The sequence below is a fragment of the Campylobacter canis genome (assembly GCF_045504005.1).
Taxonomy (GTDB): domain Bacteria; phylum Campylobacterota; class Campylobacteria; order Campylobacterales; family Campylobacteraceae; genus Campylobacter_A; species Campylobacter_A canis.
This window is the reverse complement of the sequence record NZ_JBJJXH010000001.1, coordinates 235,865-251,279: the sequence shown is the minus strand read 5'-3', so window position 1 is coordinate 251,279 and position 15,415 is coordinate 235,865. Positions and strand designations below refer to the sequence as shown.

Below are 15,415 nucleotides of genomic sequence, written 5' to 3'. Positions count from 1 at the left end.
TATGCAAAATATCAAAATTCATACTCTAAATTTGCAAAGTTCTAAAAGAAAAAGCGTAGATGAAAGCTCAGTATTTAAAGATGAAAGCGGGCTTTACATAACATTTTGCAAGGACGACAGTCTTGATAAATTTATCCTAGACATAGCGTCTTTAAACAGAAAGAAAAAGCTATTTTCAGCGCTTTTTATAAAAAGGATAATCTCTAAATTTATCTCTATCGCGGCGGTATTTTTCATACTTTTATCGCTTTTAGCGGTTAGTATTTATGAAGATTTTTTTAAAAAACTCATATTTGAAACGCCTTTAAAATTTAGTAGCACAGAGATGATATCGCTTATCTTTGTAGCTATTTTATTTCTCGGGCTGCTGCTGCTTCCTCAAGCCTTTGACACCGAAGGAAACGGCATCAAAAACATCATAAACTCATGGTTAAACACCGACTCAAGAAGAGCCAAAAAGCTAAAGCTCACGCTTTTAAATTTTAGCCTAGAAACACAAATTCATCTTTACAACTTTGATTTAAAAAGAAGCGACGAGTGGCTTTGGAAAGTATTTGCAAAAGAGATTTTAAAGCGTTTTGAAAATGTAAATTTTTATATTAGAAGCGACAAAGTAGCCGATATCAAGAGAATTTTAACCGAGCTTGGCGTAAAAGAGATTCAAATTCATGAAAACGAGGCAAATTTTTACTCTAAAGACAAATTTGATTTTAGAGTCATGTTCTCTCATAGAGAGAGTAAATTTTATGATTTGATGAGGCTTTGTTCGACATTTATAACCAAAAAACCCAGCCAAAAGACCTATATCTCGCTCGAGCTTTTTGAATATTGCGGAAAGAATTTCTTTGAAGATAAACAAGCAGAAAATAGTTCAAAACTAATATTTGGATTTCAAAATTTCATAACAAGAAGCTTTAAGGATTTTGGATTTTTAGCGCAGCAAAGATCTCTTCAGATATTTTTCACTCCTTGTGTAAGATATGATGACCTAGAAACGGAAGAGCGTGAACTAGCGCAATACCTAAGAAACCACATAGAGCATTGCACTGATATTTTTGACAATCCGCTATCTCTTTTGATACTTTATCATTACACCAAAGATCTCGTGCTTGATCACAAAAGAAGTGTAAAGATTTTAGAAAAATTTATAAAAAAAGTAAAAGAAAAGCAGCATTACGAGCTTATAAACAGCTACTGGTTTGAGATAGCTGGCAAGATGTTTGACACAAACGACATAGAAAGCTTTGATAGCTCAAACGGCTCAATCTACAGAAAGCTTAGTTTAAGCGCGCTTGATGATTTGGTATTTTTATTTAAACGAAACGGGCAATTTAGCGAGGCTATCTTGCTCAATAGATACCTTTACGAGATCAATCCAAATAGATATGCTCTAAACATCAGCTCGCTTTATGAGCGAGCAGGAAAGCTAAAGGAAGCATACGAAAATTTCCCAAAAGAGCTAAATTTAGAAGCAAAGCCGTCTGACATAGAGGTAAGATACCACCAAAGAAAAGCGGCTTGGATAATAATCTCTCAAAGAGACGAAGCGCTAAAAGATGAGGCTAAGGATATCTTAGATAGGCTTGAAAAGATGCTGTTTTCTCATAGCGAAAATAACGAGCCTCTTTGGCTATGGCACTTTTATAACATCAAAGCGAATTTATACGAGTGGGAAAATGACTTCGACGAGGCTATCAAATTTTATAAAAAATGCTTATTTGTGCCGGCTTTAGGCGCTTTTGAATACGGAGCAAGCTTTGTAAATATGGCTATCTCTTATAGACTCAAGTTTATATCACAAAATTTTAGCGATATGACAAGCATTGACACCGCTATAAAATTCGGCAAAATCGGGCTAAATTTGAAGCAATCGGTAGGCGATAGGGACGAGCTTGCCATATCTTTACACAATCTTGTGCTAAATATGCTTTATAAAATTCTAATTGATCCTAATGAGGATTTATATCAAGAAACGCTAAATTTAGCAACTAGAGCGCTTGAAATTCTAGACGAAACAAATTCGGTTAAAAGGCTTGGGATAGTGCTGGTTGAAAATTTCATTGCTTCATCTCTTTTAGCTCTTGATACTTCGCGTATCAAAACAAGACTGCAAGAGAGCTGCGAACACATAAGCTCTGACGAACTTACTCAAATCAAGAGAATATATTTTGAATTTAGAAAAAACGACTCTATAGAAAAGCTTGAATTTTTAGAAAGTTAGTTAAGAAGTAAAATTTAATTGCAAAAGTGGTTATCGTGGTTGCTTTTAGAATTCAAACATCAAAATAAGAAGTAGCTAAAATTTGCTTTAGCTACCCGCGCTGTTGTTTTTTGTGACAATTTCCCTTGTTGCCGCATCCGCAGTCTTTTTGCTTAAATTCTTTTACGTAAACAAAATATCCCGCCGCAAGTGCGATAACTATCAGAAAACCCGCTTCTAATCCACTCATTTTATATCCTTGTAAATTTGAGCAAGAGGCTTTACTCTTGCTCAAATTTTAATTATTTCATATCTTTTGCTTGAACCCAGATAACTGCGTCTTGGCCTAGCTCTTTGCCTTTATACTCTTTGTCAGGACCTACGCCAAGCGCTGCAAATCCCCACCAACCTGCTTTTGGTATACCGAATGTAAATTCACCTCTTTCGTTAGCTTTAATAGTAAGCGTTACAAAGCTATCTTGCGGAGCTTCAAATTTGCCTTTTGGATTTGTCATGTTTTTCTTCATGTCAATAGCGTGGTTAACGTACTCAACCTCGATTTCCGCAAACGGAACAGGCTTACCTTCCGATTTAACGATGCCCGTAAATGTGCTTCCCGCCCAGATTGAGTAAGGTTTAGTTAAAGGCACGATCTCTGCTTTTAGTCCTAGCTCGGCATCCCAATCAGTCGGAGCGCCGCCTACGTTTACGATCATTTTTGTAATTTGTTGAATATATGCTTCCTCGTTTGCTTCATAGTAAGGCGCTGGAGTTAGTGCAAACACGTGATCGCCAAGACCTCTTGCTTTATATTCAGAGTCATATCCCATGCCCGCGTTGTGGCTACCTTTAAATTTCATCTCTTTTAAGGTAGCTAGCATATCTGTCTTTTTCTCTTTGTGAACTACGAAAAAATCAACCACTTTTTCTCTGCTTTTATCCTCTTGAAGACCCATATCCATAGTGTGCTCATCAGCAAACGGGTGAGTGAAAACTATCTTTAAAGGTATAGTGCCGCCTTTGTTTAGTGCAGATTCCGGAGTGTAAAGCATTTGAAAATGAGCAAATGCAGAAGTAGCTAAAGCGCCTGCTACCGCAGCTGAAACGATAACTTTTTTAAACATATCTATCCTTTTTGTGAAATTTAAATTATTGTGCTATATCTTTTGATTTTACGATTACTTCGTGCCCTTCTCCGGCAAAGAATTTAGCCTCGTATTCGCCTTCCGGTTTTTTAAACGTGAAGCTGCTATCTTTATCGAATTTGCCCTCTATGATGACTTTGCCGTTTTGAATAACGGTAAATTGTACGCCACTTGCGCTTGATCCGTCGCTAAAGCCGCCTTCGCAAGTAACGGTATCATCTCCGTTGTCAAAGCAACTCATGAGAGCGGTATGAGCAAAAGCAGATGAGCTCATAAGAGCAACTACAAATGATGAAAATAGTAATTTTTTCATTTCTTCTCCTTTGGTTATTAAATTTATCATTTTTTAATTCCTCCGCTCCAGTTTATACGTTTTTCAGGAACAAACCAAAGCACCAAAACCGCCAAGAGCATTATAAAATAATATATACTCATAGCCGCAAGTCCGCTTAGCCCAAACGCTTGCGAAATGCTAAAAAATAGCGATGAAACAACAAGTGCAAGCGCAAACGGGAAGAATATCCCAAAACACATCCAAAAGTAACTGTTCGTCTGCATCTTAACAACGATCATCGTAGCGATACAAGGCGGAGTAAGCAACATAAAGATAATGATAGAAGCGGCGTGTAAAGGCGTATAGCCGCTATTTTTAGCCATCTTCTCTTCAGGTCTTAATTCTTTATCGCTACTTAGCGGAACAATCACTTCAGGCTGAGCCACAGAAGTATCATCTTTGCCTGTTTCATAGATACTACCAAGAGTAGCGACGGCTGATTCTCTAGCCGCAAAAGAGCTTAAAAACGCTACGTTGATCTTCCAGTCAAATCCTGCAAACTGCGATATAGGCTCAAGTGCGCGTCCCGCCATGCCAAGAAGGGAATTTTCTATCTTATCGTTTTTTTGATCTCGTAAAATTTTATTTCTAGCGGTTGAGAGCTTTCTAAGAGCGGTATTTATAGATTTTGCGTCTTTATCATCCTTTGGAACTCGCAAGAATTTATAAAATTCGGCATTTTTGGCCTCATATTTCTCATCGACATCCTTACTTCCACCCATCTTTTTAGCTCTATAGCCGTCATAAAAATTTAAAAGCGCAGCAACCTCATCTCTACTGTCGATAAGCTCATAATAAGCGGTTTTCTTAGCTACTTTATCAAATGCTGCTAAAATTTTCGCCTCTTCTTGCGCATAGTGTTCTTGTCTTTCTTTTGAAATTCCCGGAAACTGCAAAAGCGCAAAAAGCACGATAGCAACTGCTATAACGATAGTACAAACCTTTTTGATATATATCCAAACTCTTTCAATAGATCTTAATATCACGCCCTTAAATGTAGGCAAATGATAAGGTGGCAGCTCCATAACAAAAGGTGCCGTTTCACGAGTTTTAAGTATGGTTGAAGTTAAAAATTTCGCTATCACAAGTGCGGCCAAAACCGTAACCGTAGAGATATAAAAGAGCATTATACTCATCTGTGTCGGGAAAAACGCACCAAGTAAAAGCGTATAAAAAGGCACTTTAGCAAGACAGTTCATAAGCGGAACGGTTAAAATAGTAGCCATCCTTGCCCTATCGTCTGCAATTCCCTTTGTCGACATGACTCCCGGCACAGCACAACCGCCTACAAATGCACCCCCAAGTACAAGAGGTAGAGTGCTCTGCCCATGAAGTCCAAATTTTCTAAAAAGTTTATCAAGTATAAACGCCATTCTAGGCATGTAGCCCACGTCTTCAAGTATAGCTATCATGGCAAAAAGTATGAAAAATATAGGCAGATAGTTAAGTAGCGCAACAGCTGAATTTACAAGCCAATTGGCAAGATCAGTGATCATAGGAATTTGAGCTATATTCGCTTCGGGCGTAATATCTGTAACGAAATTTTTAATCGCCGCAAAAACAGGCCATGTATAGTCCGTTAGCTTATAGCCAAATACGATGCTGCTTTCATAAATTATAAAAATAATCGCAAGTAAAATAGGGAAACTAAGCCATCTGTTTAAGACTACCCTATCGGCCTTATCGGTTAGAGTAACTTCGCCTTTTTTAGTCTCTTCTACACATTTATGAAAGATAATATCGGCACTTTCATATCTAAACGAAGCCAAAAAGCTCTCGATATCTTTATCAAAAGTATCGTGAAATTTAGTTCGCCCGCTATCGACAATATCGTTTACATTTGGGTTTTCAGGCTTGATCAAATCGATGATAGTTTGATCTTTTTCCAAAGCTTTTATACAAAGCCATCTTTTGCTTATATTTTTATCCGTAAATTTAAGGCTGCTTTCAAGCTCGGATATATAAATTTCAAGCTCGTCATAGTTGATTTTAAACTCTTCATAGTTCTCTTTAAGCTTCCGGACATTTCTAAGAGCTTCAAAAATTTCCTCTTTGCCTTCGCCCTTTGAAGCGCTTGCGCATATTACCGGACATCTTAAAAGCTCACTCATCTTCTTATGATCGATAATAATACCGCGTCTTTTAGCTACATCATGCATATTTAGCACAAGCACTACAGGCACGCCTATTTCTAAAAGCTGAAAAGTAAGATATAAATTTCTTTTTAAATTCGAAGAGTCTATTATGTTTAAAATCACATCGGGATTTTCATTGATGATAACCTCTTTAGCCACCTTCTCTTCAAGCGAATAAGAGCTAAAAGAGTAAGTTCCGGGAAGATCTATCATCTCTATATCAAGATCACCGACGCTAAAAAAGCCCGATTTTTTATCTACCGTTACGCCCGGATAGTTTGCGATATGCTGATGGATACCGCTTAGCATATTAAATATAGTCGATTTGCCGCAGTTTGGCTGCCCCGCTAAAGCTACTTTTATCTCCATGTTACACCTATGCGCTTTCTTTTAGGAGCTCTTCAACTTCGATAAGCTCCGCTTCGCTTTTTCTAAGCGATATTAAGTAATTATGAATTTTAAGCTCTACAGGATCATAAAGCGGCGCTTCTCTTATGACTTCTATAGTAGCGCCTATAACAAATCCCATATCTAAGAGCTTTTGCAGTAGCTTTCCCGTGGCATTTAACTTTGTTATTTTGCATTTTTTGCCTGAACTTATAAGACCAAGGTTCATCAAGTATCCTTAAATATAATAACCGATTTCGTTATTATATTGCATTTAGCCTTTAAGTAAATTAAAATGATAATTTCTATTATTAAAAATTTTAAAAAGTATCTTAAGTATTAGATATATTTTATCCGCTTAAACTATGCAAGCGGATAAATTTATCAAAATGCTCTTTTATAAGGCTTTTCTATGAGGTCTGTTACACCTAGCTCGCTCATTGCAAGCTGCGGAAAATTCGGATTTCTAAGCAGTTCTCTTCCGTAAGCCACTGCGTCGCAAACCTCGCCAAGAAGCAAGGCTTCGCCTTCACTGGCGGTAGTTATGAGTCCAACGGCTATAACAGGTATATTTACAGCTTTTTTAATAGCCTTTGCATAAGAGCACTGATATAACGGCACAAGGCGAGGCATAAAATCAACTTTTTCAAAAAACCCGCCTGAAGAAACATGTATAAACGCCGCTCCTAAATTTTCAAGCTCGCGCGCCAAAGTAACACTATCTTCTATACTCCAGTCACCATTTACGAAGCTATGTGCGCTTATTCTAACTCCTACCGGGATACTCACAGCCGCTTTTGCTTCGGTTAAAATTTCTCTTAAAAGCCTTGTGCGGTTTTCAAAGTTTCCGCCGTAATCATCACTTCTTTTATTGATATTTGGCGATAGGAATTCACTTATGAGATATCCGTGTGCAGCGTGAATTTTGATGATCTCATATCCTGCTTCTTGCGCTCTAGCGGCAGCTTCTATGAATTTAGTTTTAATCAAATTTATATCACTCAAACTCATCTCTTTTGGAGTTTTATATCTGTCGCTAAATTTAATCGCGCTTGGAGCGATCGGCTCGCTACTACACTCGCTCTTCCTGCCTGCGTGAGCTAGCTGGATAGCCATTTTAGATCCGTATTTGACGCACTCTTTAACAAGTTTTGCGTGATCTTCTATCTGCTCATCGCTCCACAGACCAAGGTCATTATGCGTGATCCTTCCCCTTGGCTCAACAGCAGTCGCCTCAACGATGATAAGCCCTACTCCTCCAAGCGAACGCGCCGCATAGTGAAGCTTGTGAAAGCATCTTGGCATTCCGTTGTCATCTTTTGCTTTGTACATGCACATAGGCGGCATAACTATGCGATTTTTTATCTCTACGTCACCGATCTTAAACGGCGTAAATAAAAGCGGTAAATCACTCATCATTTTTCCTTAAAAATTTTTATTAATTTTACACATTTGGACTAAATTTCATATAAACTTAAAAATACTTTATGCAAATACAACTGAAATTTCTTTAATATTTTTAATCAAATTTCAAAAAAACAAGCGGCAAATTTATAAAAAAACATAGAACTAAATTAAATATTTAAAAAGATAAAGAGTGGCGAAGTTTAAAAATTTATGAAAGCAAAGCGAGATTAGCTTTATAAATTTAAGATAAAGCCTGCAAAAGGCTTTATCTAGTAGTTTTATTTATGCGCATCCCAAGCTAAGATAGTATTTCCCTCTTCGTCTTTTGCGATATCGCTCATGCCCATTATATTGTATCCGCAATCCACATAGTGAATCTCACCCGTAACGCCGCTTGCAAGGTCGCTTAGCAGATACATAGCGCTCTTGCCGACATCTTCGGTTGAGACGTTGCGTTTTAACGGAGCGTTGCATTCGTTGTATTTAAGTATCATCTTAAAGTCGCCTATGCCGCTTGCCGCCAACGTTTTAATAGGTCCTGCACTGATAGCATTTACGCGGATATTTTTAGCTCCTAGATCATGCGCCAGGTATCTTACCGAGCTTTCAAGCGCGGCTTTTGCTACTCCCATTACGTTGTAGTGCGGCACGAATTTAGGTCCGCCAAGATAGCTTAAAGTAAGCACTGAACCACCTTCTTTAAGGACGGGCATAACCGCTCTTGTAAGGCTTAAAAGCGAATAAACCGAAGTTCCCATAGCGATATCAAACGCCTCTTTGCTCGTATTTATAAACTCGCCCTCAAGCGCCTCTCTTGGAGCAAAAGCCACGGCATGAACGACGAAATCTATCTCGCCAAAATCGGCTCTTATCTTCTCGGCTAACCCATTTAAATGCTCCTCGTTATTTACATCAAGCTCATAGACGAATTTGCTTCCAAGTTCTTCGGCAATCGGCTCAACGCGCTTTTTAAGAGCGTCGTTTAAGTATGTAAATGCAAGCTGCGCACCTTGAGCGTGACACGCTTCAGCGATTCCGTGAGCGATTGATTTGGCGTTTGCAACGCCTACTATAAGACCTTTTTTGCCCTTCATTATCATTATGTTCTCCTTAAAAATTTAAATTATAAAATTTAACATTATCCAACAAGTTATAATCATCACGAAATAAATTTGAATATTTTAAAGCTAAATTTAGCGCACTCAAAGTTGGTCTAAATTTCGGCAAATTCATTTAAATTTACTCGCGAGATAAAGCTTTTATTAAATTTAAAAAATTATGCGCATCCCAGCTTGCAGTACCTACCAAAACCCCTTTGCAGCTTTTGATTTGTGCGATCTGGGAGATATTTTTAGCATTTACGCTTCCGCCGTAAAGCAAAGGTGCAGTCGTTAAAGTAGATAAGAAATCTAAAATTTCAGCTATCTGCTCGTTTGTAGCGCTCTTGCCCGTGCCTATAGCCCAGATCGGCTCGTAAGCTATAGTCAAATTCAAGTAGCCTAAATCGATATTTTCAAGCTGTTTTTTTAAAAATTCCTTTGTGCCACCTGCCTCGTTTATCTCTAGGCTCTCGCCTATGCAATAAACTATATGCCAGCCGTTTTTTACCGCAAATTCAAATTTAGCTTTTAGCATCTCTTCGCACTCGCCAAGCACCTCGCGCCTTTCAGAGTGTCCAATGAGAACGCAATTAATGCCAAATTCATCAAGCATCGCCTTGCCGATCTCGCCCGTAAATGCTCCGTTTTCGCACGGATAGAAATTTTGCGCGCCAAGAGTAAATTTATGCTTTTCATCCTCAAAAGCCGTAAATGGCGCAAATACTATCACATCGTCGTTTGAGCTTAAATTTCCATCTAAAATTTGAGCATACTGCTTAAAGCTTGCTCTTGTGTGGTTACACTTTAAATTTGCTGCAAATCTCACGATTCACGCGCCTTTCTAAGAGGTTTTATGCCAGGAAGCTCTTTGCCTTCGATTAGCTCAAGGCTAGCTCCGCCACCCGTTGAGATAAAGGTCATCTCATCGGCATTGCCCGCACGCTCGACCACATCGGCGGTATCTCCGCCTCCTACAACCGTAGTGGCGTGAGTCTCGACGATCGCGTGGCTCATCTTGATACTTCCCTTGCTAAATTTATCCATCTCAAAAACACCCATAGGGCCGTTCCACCAGATAGTTTGAGCATCGGCTAACACCTCTTTAAAAAGCCTCGTTGAGGCAGGTCCTATATCAAGCCCCATCCAGCCGCTTGGAATTTCTTGAGCAGGCACGTATTTGACGGCACTGTCTTGTGAAAATGTCTGAGCCGCCACCACATCAACAGGCAAGTAAATTTTAACTCCAAGCTCTTTTCCCTTTTTTAAAATTTCTTTTGCGTCCTCTATGAGATCCTCTTCAAGAAGCGAATTTCCGATATTTTCGCCAAGAGCTTTTAAGAAAGTAAAAGCCATTCCGCCGCCGATTATTAGCTTATCAACACGCGGAAGTAGATTATGAAGCGCTTGAAGCTTGCCGCTTACTTTTGAGCCGCCCACAACGGCTACAAACGGACGTGAAGGATGTTTTATCAAATTTTGAGCGAAATTTATCTCTTTTTGCAGTAAAAATCCCGCAGCCTTGTGGTTATCGTCATAAAATTTAGTTATTGCCTCAACAGAAGCATGAGCTCTGTGGCATACGCCAAATGCGTCATTTACGTAAAATTCGCCAAATTTTGCAAGCTCGCTAGCAAGAGTCTGGTCATTTTTGGTTTCACCTTTTTCAAAGCGCAAATTTTCAATCATTAAAATTTCACCGCTTTTTAGATTCTCGGCCTTGCTTTTAGCGTCTTCACCGACTACATCGCTTGCAAATTTCACATCCCTATCAAGAAGGCGAGAAAGTCTTTTGGCAACATTTTTAAGCGAAAATTTCTCTTCAAAGCCGCTTTTCGGGCGACCAAGATGGCTTGCTAAAACGATAGAGCAGCCGTGATCAAGGCAGTATCTTATGGTAGGAATTGCGGAGCGAATTCTCCTATCGTCGGTTATGTTTAAAAATTCATCCATAGGGACGTTAAAATCGCACCTTATAAATACTTTTTTGCCGTTAAGCTCAAGATCGTTTATCGATAATATATCGCTCATCTTTAAGCCTTTTTCATAGCATGAACAGCCATATCCACAAGGCGCTCGGAGTAGCCCCACTCGTTGTCATACCAAGCCATAACCTTTACCATGTCACCGCAAATAACTTGCGTAATATCGCTTGCAACGATAGAGCTATAGCTTGAAGTCATAAAGTCGCTTGATACTCTCTGATCGTCATCTACGAGTAAAATTCCTTTCATAGCGCCATTTGCAGCGTTTCTAAAGGCGTTATTTACATCTTCTACGCTTACTTCTTTATCCAAAACCACGGTTAAATCAACCATAGACACGTTAGCAACAGGCACCCTAACGCTTTGTCCGTGCATCTTGCCTTTAAGCTGAGGAAGCACTTTGCTTATGGCTTTTGCAGCTCCGGTTGTAGTAGGTCCGATATTTAAAGCAGCAGCGCGAGAGCGTCTAAAATCTTTTGCTTTTACATCAACTAAGCTTTGCCCGTGGGTGTAGGCGTGAATCGTAGTCATAAGACCCTTTTTGATGCCAAATACGTCATCAAGCACCTTTGCGACAGGTCCAAGGCAGTTTGTCGTGCAGCTTGCGTTTGAGATGACGGCTTCACCTTTGTATTGGCTTTCATTTACGCCTATAACGTATGTAGGCGTATCATCCTTAGCAGGTGCGCTCATGATAACTTTTTTAATGCCGTTTTTAAGATAAGGTTCGCATTTTTCGGTAGTTAGATAAGCTCCCGTACATTCAAGAACCACATCAGCCCCGCAACCTGCAAAATCAAGCTCGTTTGCGTCTCTTGTTGAAAAAACTCTAATTTTTTTACCGTTTACTTCGATATAATCATCACTAAGCACTTTTACATCTTGCTTAAATTCCCCATGCACGGTGTCGTATTTAAGCAGATATCTTGTCATATCTCTTTTTGCCGTGTCGTTTATAGCGACTAGTTCCACATCATCGCGCTGTAAGATTATGCGAGCGGCACACCTTCCGATTCTTCCAAAACCGTTGATCGCAATTTTAACCATATGTGTTCCTTAGTAGAAATTTGGCAAAATTTTACACATAAAGAACTTTAACCCTGCTTTATCACGGGAATTTTTGCTTAAGGCTCATCTTTCAACTCGTTTTTACCTCATTTTTGATAAGCTTTGCTTTTAAATTTAAGAGGTTAAGGCGCAAGATGAAGTTGGCATTTTTCGGCGGAAGCTTTGATCCGCCGCATTTGGGGCACGATACGATAGTAAAGAGTGCTTTAAAGAGTCTTGATATAGATAAACTTATCATTATGCCTACATACATAAGCCCTTTTAAGAGTGAATTTTCGGCTCCGCCCGAGCTTAGATTTAAGTGGATCAGTGAAATTTGGGGTGATTTAAAAGGCGTTGAGATAAGCAAATTCGAGATAGATCAAAACCGCCCCGTGCCTACGATAGAGAGTGTTTTACATCTTTATGAAATTTATGATATCAAGAAATTTTATCTGCTTATAGGCGCTGATCACCTTGAAAATTTACACAAATGGCACGATATAGATAGACTTAAAGAGCTAGTGGAATTTGTTATCGCCCAGCGCGATAAAATCGAAATTCCAAAGATACTTCACAAGATGAACATGCACGTTAATATCTCCTCTTCGCAGATACGAGCAGATCTTGCTCAAGAGGGACTGCCTGAAAAAATCAAAGATGAAGTTATAAAATTTTACCAAGGATTAAAATGCAAGAAAGAATCGACAAAATAGTAAAAATACTGGATGAGAAAAAGGCTGAGGCGATAGAAGTTTTTGATATGAGAGATCGTGATTATTTCGTTAAATTCGTAGTTATCGCAACAACGATGGGCGAAAGGCACGCTTATGCTTTAACGGACGATCTTAAAATAGGACTTAAGCCTTTTGGAGAAGAATTTTTGGGCATTGAAAGCTCTCCTGATTGGGTCGTAATCGATCTTGGCGATATTTTAGTGCATCTTTTAAGCCCTGAGCACCGAGCAAAATACAATATAGAAGAGTTTTTAGCGAAGCTAAAAGAGCAAAGAGAGTAGATAAATTTAGCTCTGTCAAACTTGCACGGCTTTGAAATTTAGCTTTTGCCTGATCGCCGTGCAGGTAAAATAGATAAAAGAAGCGAATTTTGGAAAAGCTTGATTTTCTTTTTATCAAAACGCAAAGCATGATATCTTTTCTTGATATGCTTTACTTTGCAAGAGTTTTCTTGCTCGTTATCGCGATCATTATTTGCATTAAAATTTGGCTTAACAAAAATAGGAATTTAAAAGAATATCTGTTTTGTCTTGGAATTTTAATATTTTCTCACATTATAACACCGCAAGCAAGCAAAGTCTTAGAGCTTGATGAGTGGGACAAGCTAAATTTCGTCTTTATTTTGCCTCCTAAATCAATTTTGACCCCAAATATCTTGTTTTTCTTCTTCATATCTTTATTTTTTTGGTATTATTTCAGAGATAATAAATTTAGGAGATAAAGTAAGATAAAATGGACACGATAGAGTTTAAGTTGGATAAATTTGACTTTACTTTAGGAGTTCAAAATGACGTTGTATCAATTCTAATCAACAAAAAACATCTTCTTGAAACAATAAAAAATTATGAAATTCCATTTGCCAACAGAGAAGGATATGAAAATTTAGCAGGCGGATACTCTTATCTTCATAAATACGACTTTCAAAGGCTATTCCTTGACGCAAATTTGGATAAGAAAGTAGTGTTGCTAGGCTGTCCGTGCGGCACGTATGAGTGCTGGTATCTGGAAGCTAAGCTTAAATTTGAAGAAGATAGCGTCATGCTTTGCGATTTTAAAAATAGACAAAGACGCGACTGGATCTATGATATAAGCTTTAAATTTGATAAAAAGCAGTTTGAAAGCGAGCTTGCAAATATCAAAAATTTACTTATCCAAGAGCCTTGCGAAGAAAAGAAAAGCAAGTTCGCATTTGAAAACTAAATCTCAAACGAGCAAGAGCTTAATTTGCCGCCTTCAAAGCCTTTCTTAAACCACTGCATTCTTTGTTTTGAGCTTCCGTGCGTAAACGAATCAGGAACCACGTGCCCTTGGTATTTTTTCTGAAGAGTATCATCGCCTATTGCGCTTGCGGCATTTAGCGCCTCTTCTATATCGCCGTCATCTAAAATTTGATACTTTTGCATATAATGAGCCCAAATTCCGGCATAACAATCCGCTTGAAGCTCAACTTTTACCTGAAGCGCATTTTGCTTGCTTAAATCCTTGCTTCTTGCTTTTAGGTTGTGAATTTTGCCAAGCGTGCCCGTGATATTTTGGACGTGATGACCTATTTCATGAGCTATGACATAAGCCTGAGCAAAATCCCCGCCGGCCTTATGCTTGCTAGCAAGTTCGTCAAAAAAGCTAAGATCAAGATAGACCTTCTCATCGGCAGGACAATAAAACGGACCAACTTGTGAGCTTGCTAAACCGCATTTGCTAGACACGGAATTTCTAAAAATAACAAGACTTGGCTCTTTGTATCTTGCTCCATGCTCGCTAAAAATTTTACTCCACACGCTCTCGGTTTCAGCTAAAACGGCAGAGACAAATTCCACCTTTTGACTCTCATTTGGATCATTTAAGCTCTTGTTTACGGAAGCTCCGCTTGGCTCAAGCAAGGCTAGCGGGTTAAATCCCATGAAGTAAGCCACAACGCCGACAGCAAGCACAACCCGCCCGATATTTGAACCGAGCAAAAACCTAACAAGCGGCAAAAGAGCCCCCATAGATACACCGCCACCGCTTGCCCTTCTATCTTCGATATTTGAACTTCGTCTTCTGCCTTGCCATCTCATTTATCACCTCAACTTCGTTAAATTTACAGATCTCATAGCGATAATATATAAAATTTCAAGTCAAAATCGCTACGACAAATTATTTTATTCGGCTATCTTTTAGCCTTTTAGCCTCATCGCAAGAATGCTTCTCGCCAAGCTCGCATGCTCTTTCATAAAGCCTTAGCGCCTCTTTAGGCTTGGCTACTATACCTTCGGCTCCTTTTTCGTAGATATACCCAAGCGCGTAGCAAGCAAGCTGATCTTCGCCCTTGCAAGCCATATCGTAAAATTTCATCGCTTCAAGCAGATTAAACTCCACACCGCTTCCTCGCTCATACATATAGCCGATGTTTGAGCAGCTATCTACATGTCCATTTTGACAAGCTAAATTTAGGTATTTAAAATAATTAGCCTCGTCTTTTTTATCTTTATACGCAAGAGCTAAGGCTTCGCATCCCACACCGTATCGTAGCTCGCAAGATCTTTCATAAAGCTCAAAAGCTCTGTTTTCGTCCTTCTTAACGCCAAGCCCGTAAGAGTACAAATACCCCAAATTCCAGCACCCGTCGCCCAAATTCATATCGCAAGCCTTGTGCATATAAAAGCTTGCTTTGGCATGATCGGGTGTTGATTTTAAAGAATACACAACCCCCGCATACGAACAGCCCTGCGCATTGTCAAGCGCGCAAGACTTCTTAAGAAGCGTTAAAATCCTCTCTTCGTTTATTTCGTTCATCTCTAAATTTAAAGCAAGCTTCAAACAAGCTTTAGCATCGTTTTTATCGCATTTTCTCTCAAGTTTAGCATAATCTTGTGAAGCAAATAAGGCAAGACAAAGCATTAAAAATGGCGCTATTTTTCTCAAATTTCATCCTTGTTTTGAATTTAAGTATTTTACAAAA

At 38.9% G+C, this 15,415-nt stretch carries 17 protein-coding genes; 5 read left to right on the top strand and 12 right to left on the bottom strand.

Annotation, left to right across the window (positions count from 1 at the left end; all coding sequences use genetic code 11):
• Position 1 precedes the first annotated feature (1 nt).
• Entirely contained in the window at positions 2-2,221 is a 2,220-nt protein-coding gene (locus ACHJH3_RS01260; protein ID WP_407063238.1) for a tetratricopeptide repeat protein, read from the top strand.
• 91 nt (positions 2,222-2,312) lie between these two features.
• Here ACHJH3_RS01260 and ACHJH3_RS01255 read toward each other — a convergent pair whose 3' ends face one another.
• From ACHJH3_RS01255 to gap, 10 genes are all read right to left on the bottom strand, one after another.
• Complete coding sequence (locus ACHJH3_RS01255) at positions 2,313-2,450, bottom strand: FeoB-associated Cys-rich membrane protein (protein WP_169939972.1); 138 nt, start codon at positions 2,448-2,450, stop codon at positions 2,313-2,315.
• A gap of 52 nt (positions 2,451-2,502) precedes the next feature.
• Entirely contained in the window at positions 2,503-3,324 is an 822-nt protein-coding gene (locus ACHJH3_RS01250; protein ID WP_169939970.1) for a DUF4198 domain-containing protein, read from the bottom strand.
• A gap of 25 nt (positions 3,325-3,349) precedes the next feature.
• Positions 3,350-3,658 (bottom strand): hypothetical protein, encoded by a 309-nt coding sequence (locus ACHJH3_RS01245; protein WP_169939968.1) that lies wholly within the window; start codon positions 3,656-3,658, stop codon positions 3,350-3,352.
• A gap of 26 nt (positions 3,659-3,684) precedes the next feature.
• Positions 3,685-6,183: a ferrous iron transport protein B gene (feoB, locus tag ACHJH3_RS01240; protein ID WP_407063237.1), complete on the bottom strand. Its 2,499-nt coding sequence runs from the start codon at positions 6,181-6,183 to the stop codon at positions 3,685-3,687.
• A gap of 7 nt (positions 6,184-6,190) precedes the next feature.
• The gene (locus ACHJH3_RS01235; RefSeq protein ID WP_407063236.1) at positions 6,191-6,430 is read right to left on the bottom strand and encodes a FeoA family protein; all 240 of its coding nucleotides are present in this window, start codon (positions 6,428-6,430) and stop codon (positions 6,191-6,193) included.
• Between the two features lie 155 nt (positions 6,431-6,585).
• Positions 6,586-7,617, bottom strand: a complete 1,032-nt coding sequence (locus ACHJH3_RS01230; protein WP_407063235.1) for an NADH:flavin oxidoreductase/NADH oxidase — start codon at positions 7,615-7,617, stop codon at positions 6,586-6,588.
• 269 nt (positions 7,618-7,886) lie between these two features.
• Positions 7,887-8,708: an enoyl-ACP reductase FabI gene (fabI, locus tag ACHJH3_RS01225; protein WP_407063234.1), complete on the bottom strand. Its 822-nt coding sequence runs from the start codon at positions 8,706-8,708 to the stop codon at positions 7,887-7,889.
• A gap of 139 nt (positions 8,709-8,847) precedes the next feature.
• Positions 8,848-9,534 carry a triose-phosphate isomerase gene (locus ACHJH3_RS01220; protein ID WP_407063233.1) on the bottom strand — a complete coding sequence of 229 codons (687 nt, stop codon included), beginning with the start codon at positions 9,532-9,534 and terminating at the stop codon, positions 8,848-8,850.
• Positions 9,531-10,736 carry a phosphoglycerate kinase gene (locus tag ACHJH3_RS01215; RefSeq protein ID WP_407063232.1) on the bottom strand — a complete coding sequence of 402 codons (1,206 nt, stop codon included), beginning with the start codon at positions 10,734-10,736 and terminating at the stop codon, positions 9,531-9,533. Before ACHJH3_RS01215 ends, ACHJH3_RS01220 begins: the two co-directional genes overlap by 4 nt.
• Before the next feature lie 2 nt (positions 10,737-10,738).
• On the bottom strand, positions 10,739-11,737 hold the full coding sequence (gene gap / locus ACHJH3_RS01210) for a type I glyceraldehyde-3-phosphate dehydrogenase (RefSeq protein ID WP_407063231.1): 999 nt from the start codon (positions 11,735-11,737) through the stop codon (positions 10,739-10,741).
• Between the two features lie 155 nt (positions 11,738-11,892).
• Here gap and nadD point away from each other — a divergent pair, with 155 nt between their 5' ends.
• The 4 genes from nadD (at position 11,893) to ACHJH3_RS01190 (ending at position 13,674) form a co-directional block, all read left to right on the top strand.
• Positions 11,893-12,453, top strand: a complete 561-nt coding sequence (gene nadD, locus ACHJH3_RS01205; protein ID WP_407063230.1) for a nicotinate (nicotinamide) nucleotide adenylyltransferase — start codon at positions 11,893-11,895, stop codon at positions 12,451-12,453.
• A complete protein-coding gene (gene rsfS / locus ACHJH3_RS01200) occupies positions 12,429-12,755 on the top strand; it encodes a ribosome silencing factor (RefSeq protein WP_169939945.1) in 327 nt (108 codons plus the stop codon). The genes nadD and rsfS overlap by 25 nt, the downstream gene beginning before the upstream one ends.
• An 89-nt stretch (positions 12,756-12,844) precedes the next feature.
• Positions 12,845-13,195, top strand: a complete 351-nt coding sequence (locus ACHJH3_RS01195; protein WP_173030614.1) for a hypothetical protein — start codon at positions 12,845-12,847, stop codon at positions 13,193-13,195.
• A gap of 11 nt (positions 13,196-13,206) precedes the next feature.
• Positions 13,207-13,674 carry a hypothetical protein gene (locus tag ACHJH3_RS01190; protein ID WP_407063229.1) on the top strand — a complete coding sequence of 156 codons (468 nt, stop codon included), beginning with the start codon at positions 13,207-13,209 and terminating at the stop codon, positions 13,672-13,674.
• Here the strand turns inward: ACHJH3_RS01190 and ypfJ are convergent.
• Together ypfJ and ACHJH3_RS01180 are read right to left on the bottom strand one after the other, a co-directional pair.
• Positions 13,671-14,531 carry a KPN_02809 family neutral zinc metallopeptidase gene (gene ypfJ, locus ACHJH3_RS01185; RefSeq protein WP_407063228.1) on the bottom strand — a complete coding sequence of 287 codons (861 nt, stop codon included), beginning with the start codon at positions 14,529-14,531 and terminating at the stop codon, positions 13,671-13,673. The two genes, ACHJH3_RS01190 and ypfJ, sit on opposite strands and share 4 nt — an antisense overlap.
• Before the next feature lie 79 nt (positions 14,532-14,610).
• Complete coding sequence (locus ACHJH3_RS01180; RefSeq protein ID WP_407063227.1) at positions 14,611-15,378, bottom strand: tetratricopeptide repeat protein; 768 nt, start codon at positions 15,376-15,378, stop codon at positions 14,611-14,613.
• Positions 15,379-15,415 lie beyond the last annotated feature (37 nt).

What these genes read in the sequence shown, in the direction of transcription:
- ACHJH3_RS01235 (WP_407063236.1), bottom strand. Translation starts at nt 6,430, where the DNA reads ATGAACCTTGGTCTTATAAGTTCAGGCAAAAAATGCAAAATAACAAAG.
- nadD (WP_407063230.1), top strand. Translation starts at nt 11,893, where the DNA reads ATGAAGTTGGCATTTTTCGGCGGAAGCTTTGATCCGCCGCATTTGGGG.
- ACHJH3_RS01255 (WP_169939972.1), bottom strand. Translation starts at nt 2,450, where the DNA reads ATGAGTGGATTAGAAGCGGGTTTTCTGATAGTTATCGCACTTGCGGCG.
- ACHJH3_RS01260 (WP_407063238.1), top strand. Translation starts at nt 2, where the DNA reads ATGCAAAATATCAAAATTCATACTCTAAATTTGCAAAGTTCTAAAAGA.
- ACHJH3_RS01215 (WP_407063232.1), bottom strand. Translation starts at nt 10,736, where the DNA reads ATGAGCGATATATTATCGATAAACGATCTTGAGCTTAACGGCAAAAAA.
- ACHJH3_RS01230 (WP_407063235.1), bottom strand. Translation starts at nt 7,617, where the DNA reads ATGAGTGATTTACCGCTTTTATTTACGCCGTTTAAGATCGGTGACGTA.
- ACHJH3_RS01245 (WP_169939968.1), bottom strand. Translation starts at nt 3,658, where the DNA reads ATGAAAAAATTACTATTTTCATCATTTGTAGTTGCTCTTATGAGCTCA.
- feoB (WP_407063237.1), bottom strand. Translation starts at nt 6,183, where the DNA reads ATGGAGATAAAAGTAGCTTTAGCGGGGCAGCCAAACTGCGGCAAATCG.
- fabI (WP_407063234.1), bottom strand. Translation starts at nt 8,708, where the DNA reads ATGATAATGAAGGGCAAAAAAGGTCTTATAGTAGGCGTTGCAAACGCC.
- ACHJH3_RS01250 (WP_169939970.1), bottom strand. Translation starts at nt 3,324, where the DNA reads ATGTTTAAAAAAGTTATCGTTTCAGCTGCGGTAGCAGGCGCTTTAGCT.
- ypfJ (WP_407063228.1), bottom strand. Translation starts at nt 14,531, where the DNA reads ATGAGATGGCAAGGCAGAAGACGAAGTTCAAATATCGAAGATAGAAGG.
- rsfS (WP_169939945.1), top strand. Translation starts at nt 12,429, where the DNA reads ATGCAAGAAAGAATCGACAAAATAGTAAAAATACTGGATGAGAAAAAG.
- gap (WP_407063231.1), bottom strand. Translation starts at nt 11,737, where the DNA reads ATGGTTAAAATTGCGATCAACGGTTTTGGAAGAATCGGAAGGTGTGCC.
- ACHJH3_RS01190 (WP_407063229.1), top strand. Translation starts at nt 13,207, where the DNA reads ATGGACACGATAGAGTTTAAGTTGGATAAATTTGACTTTACTTTAGGA.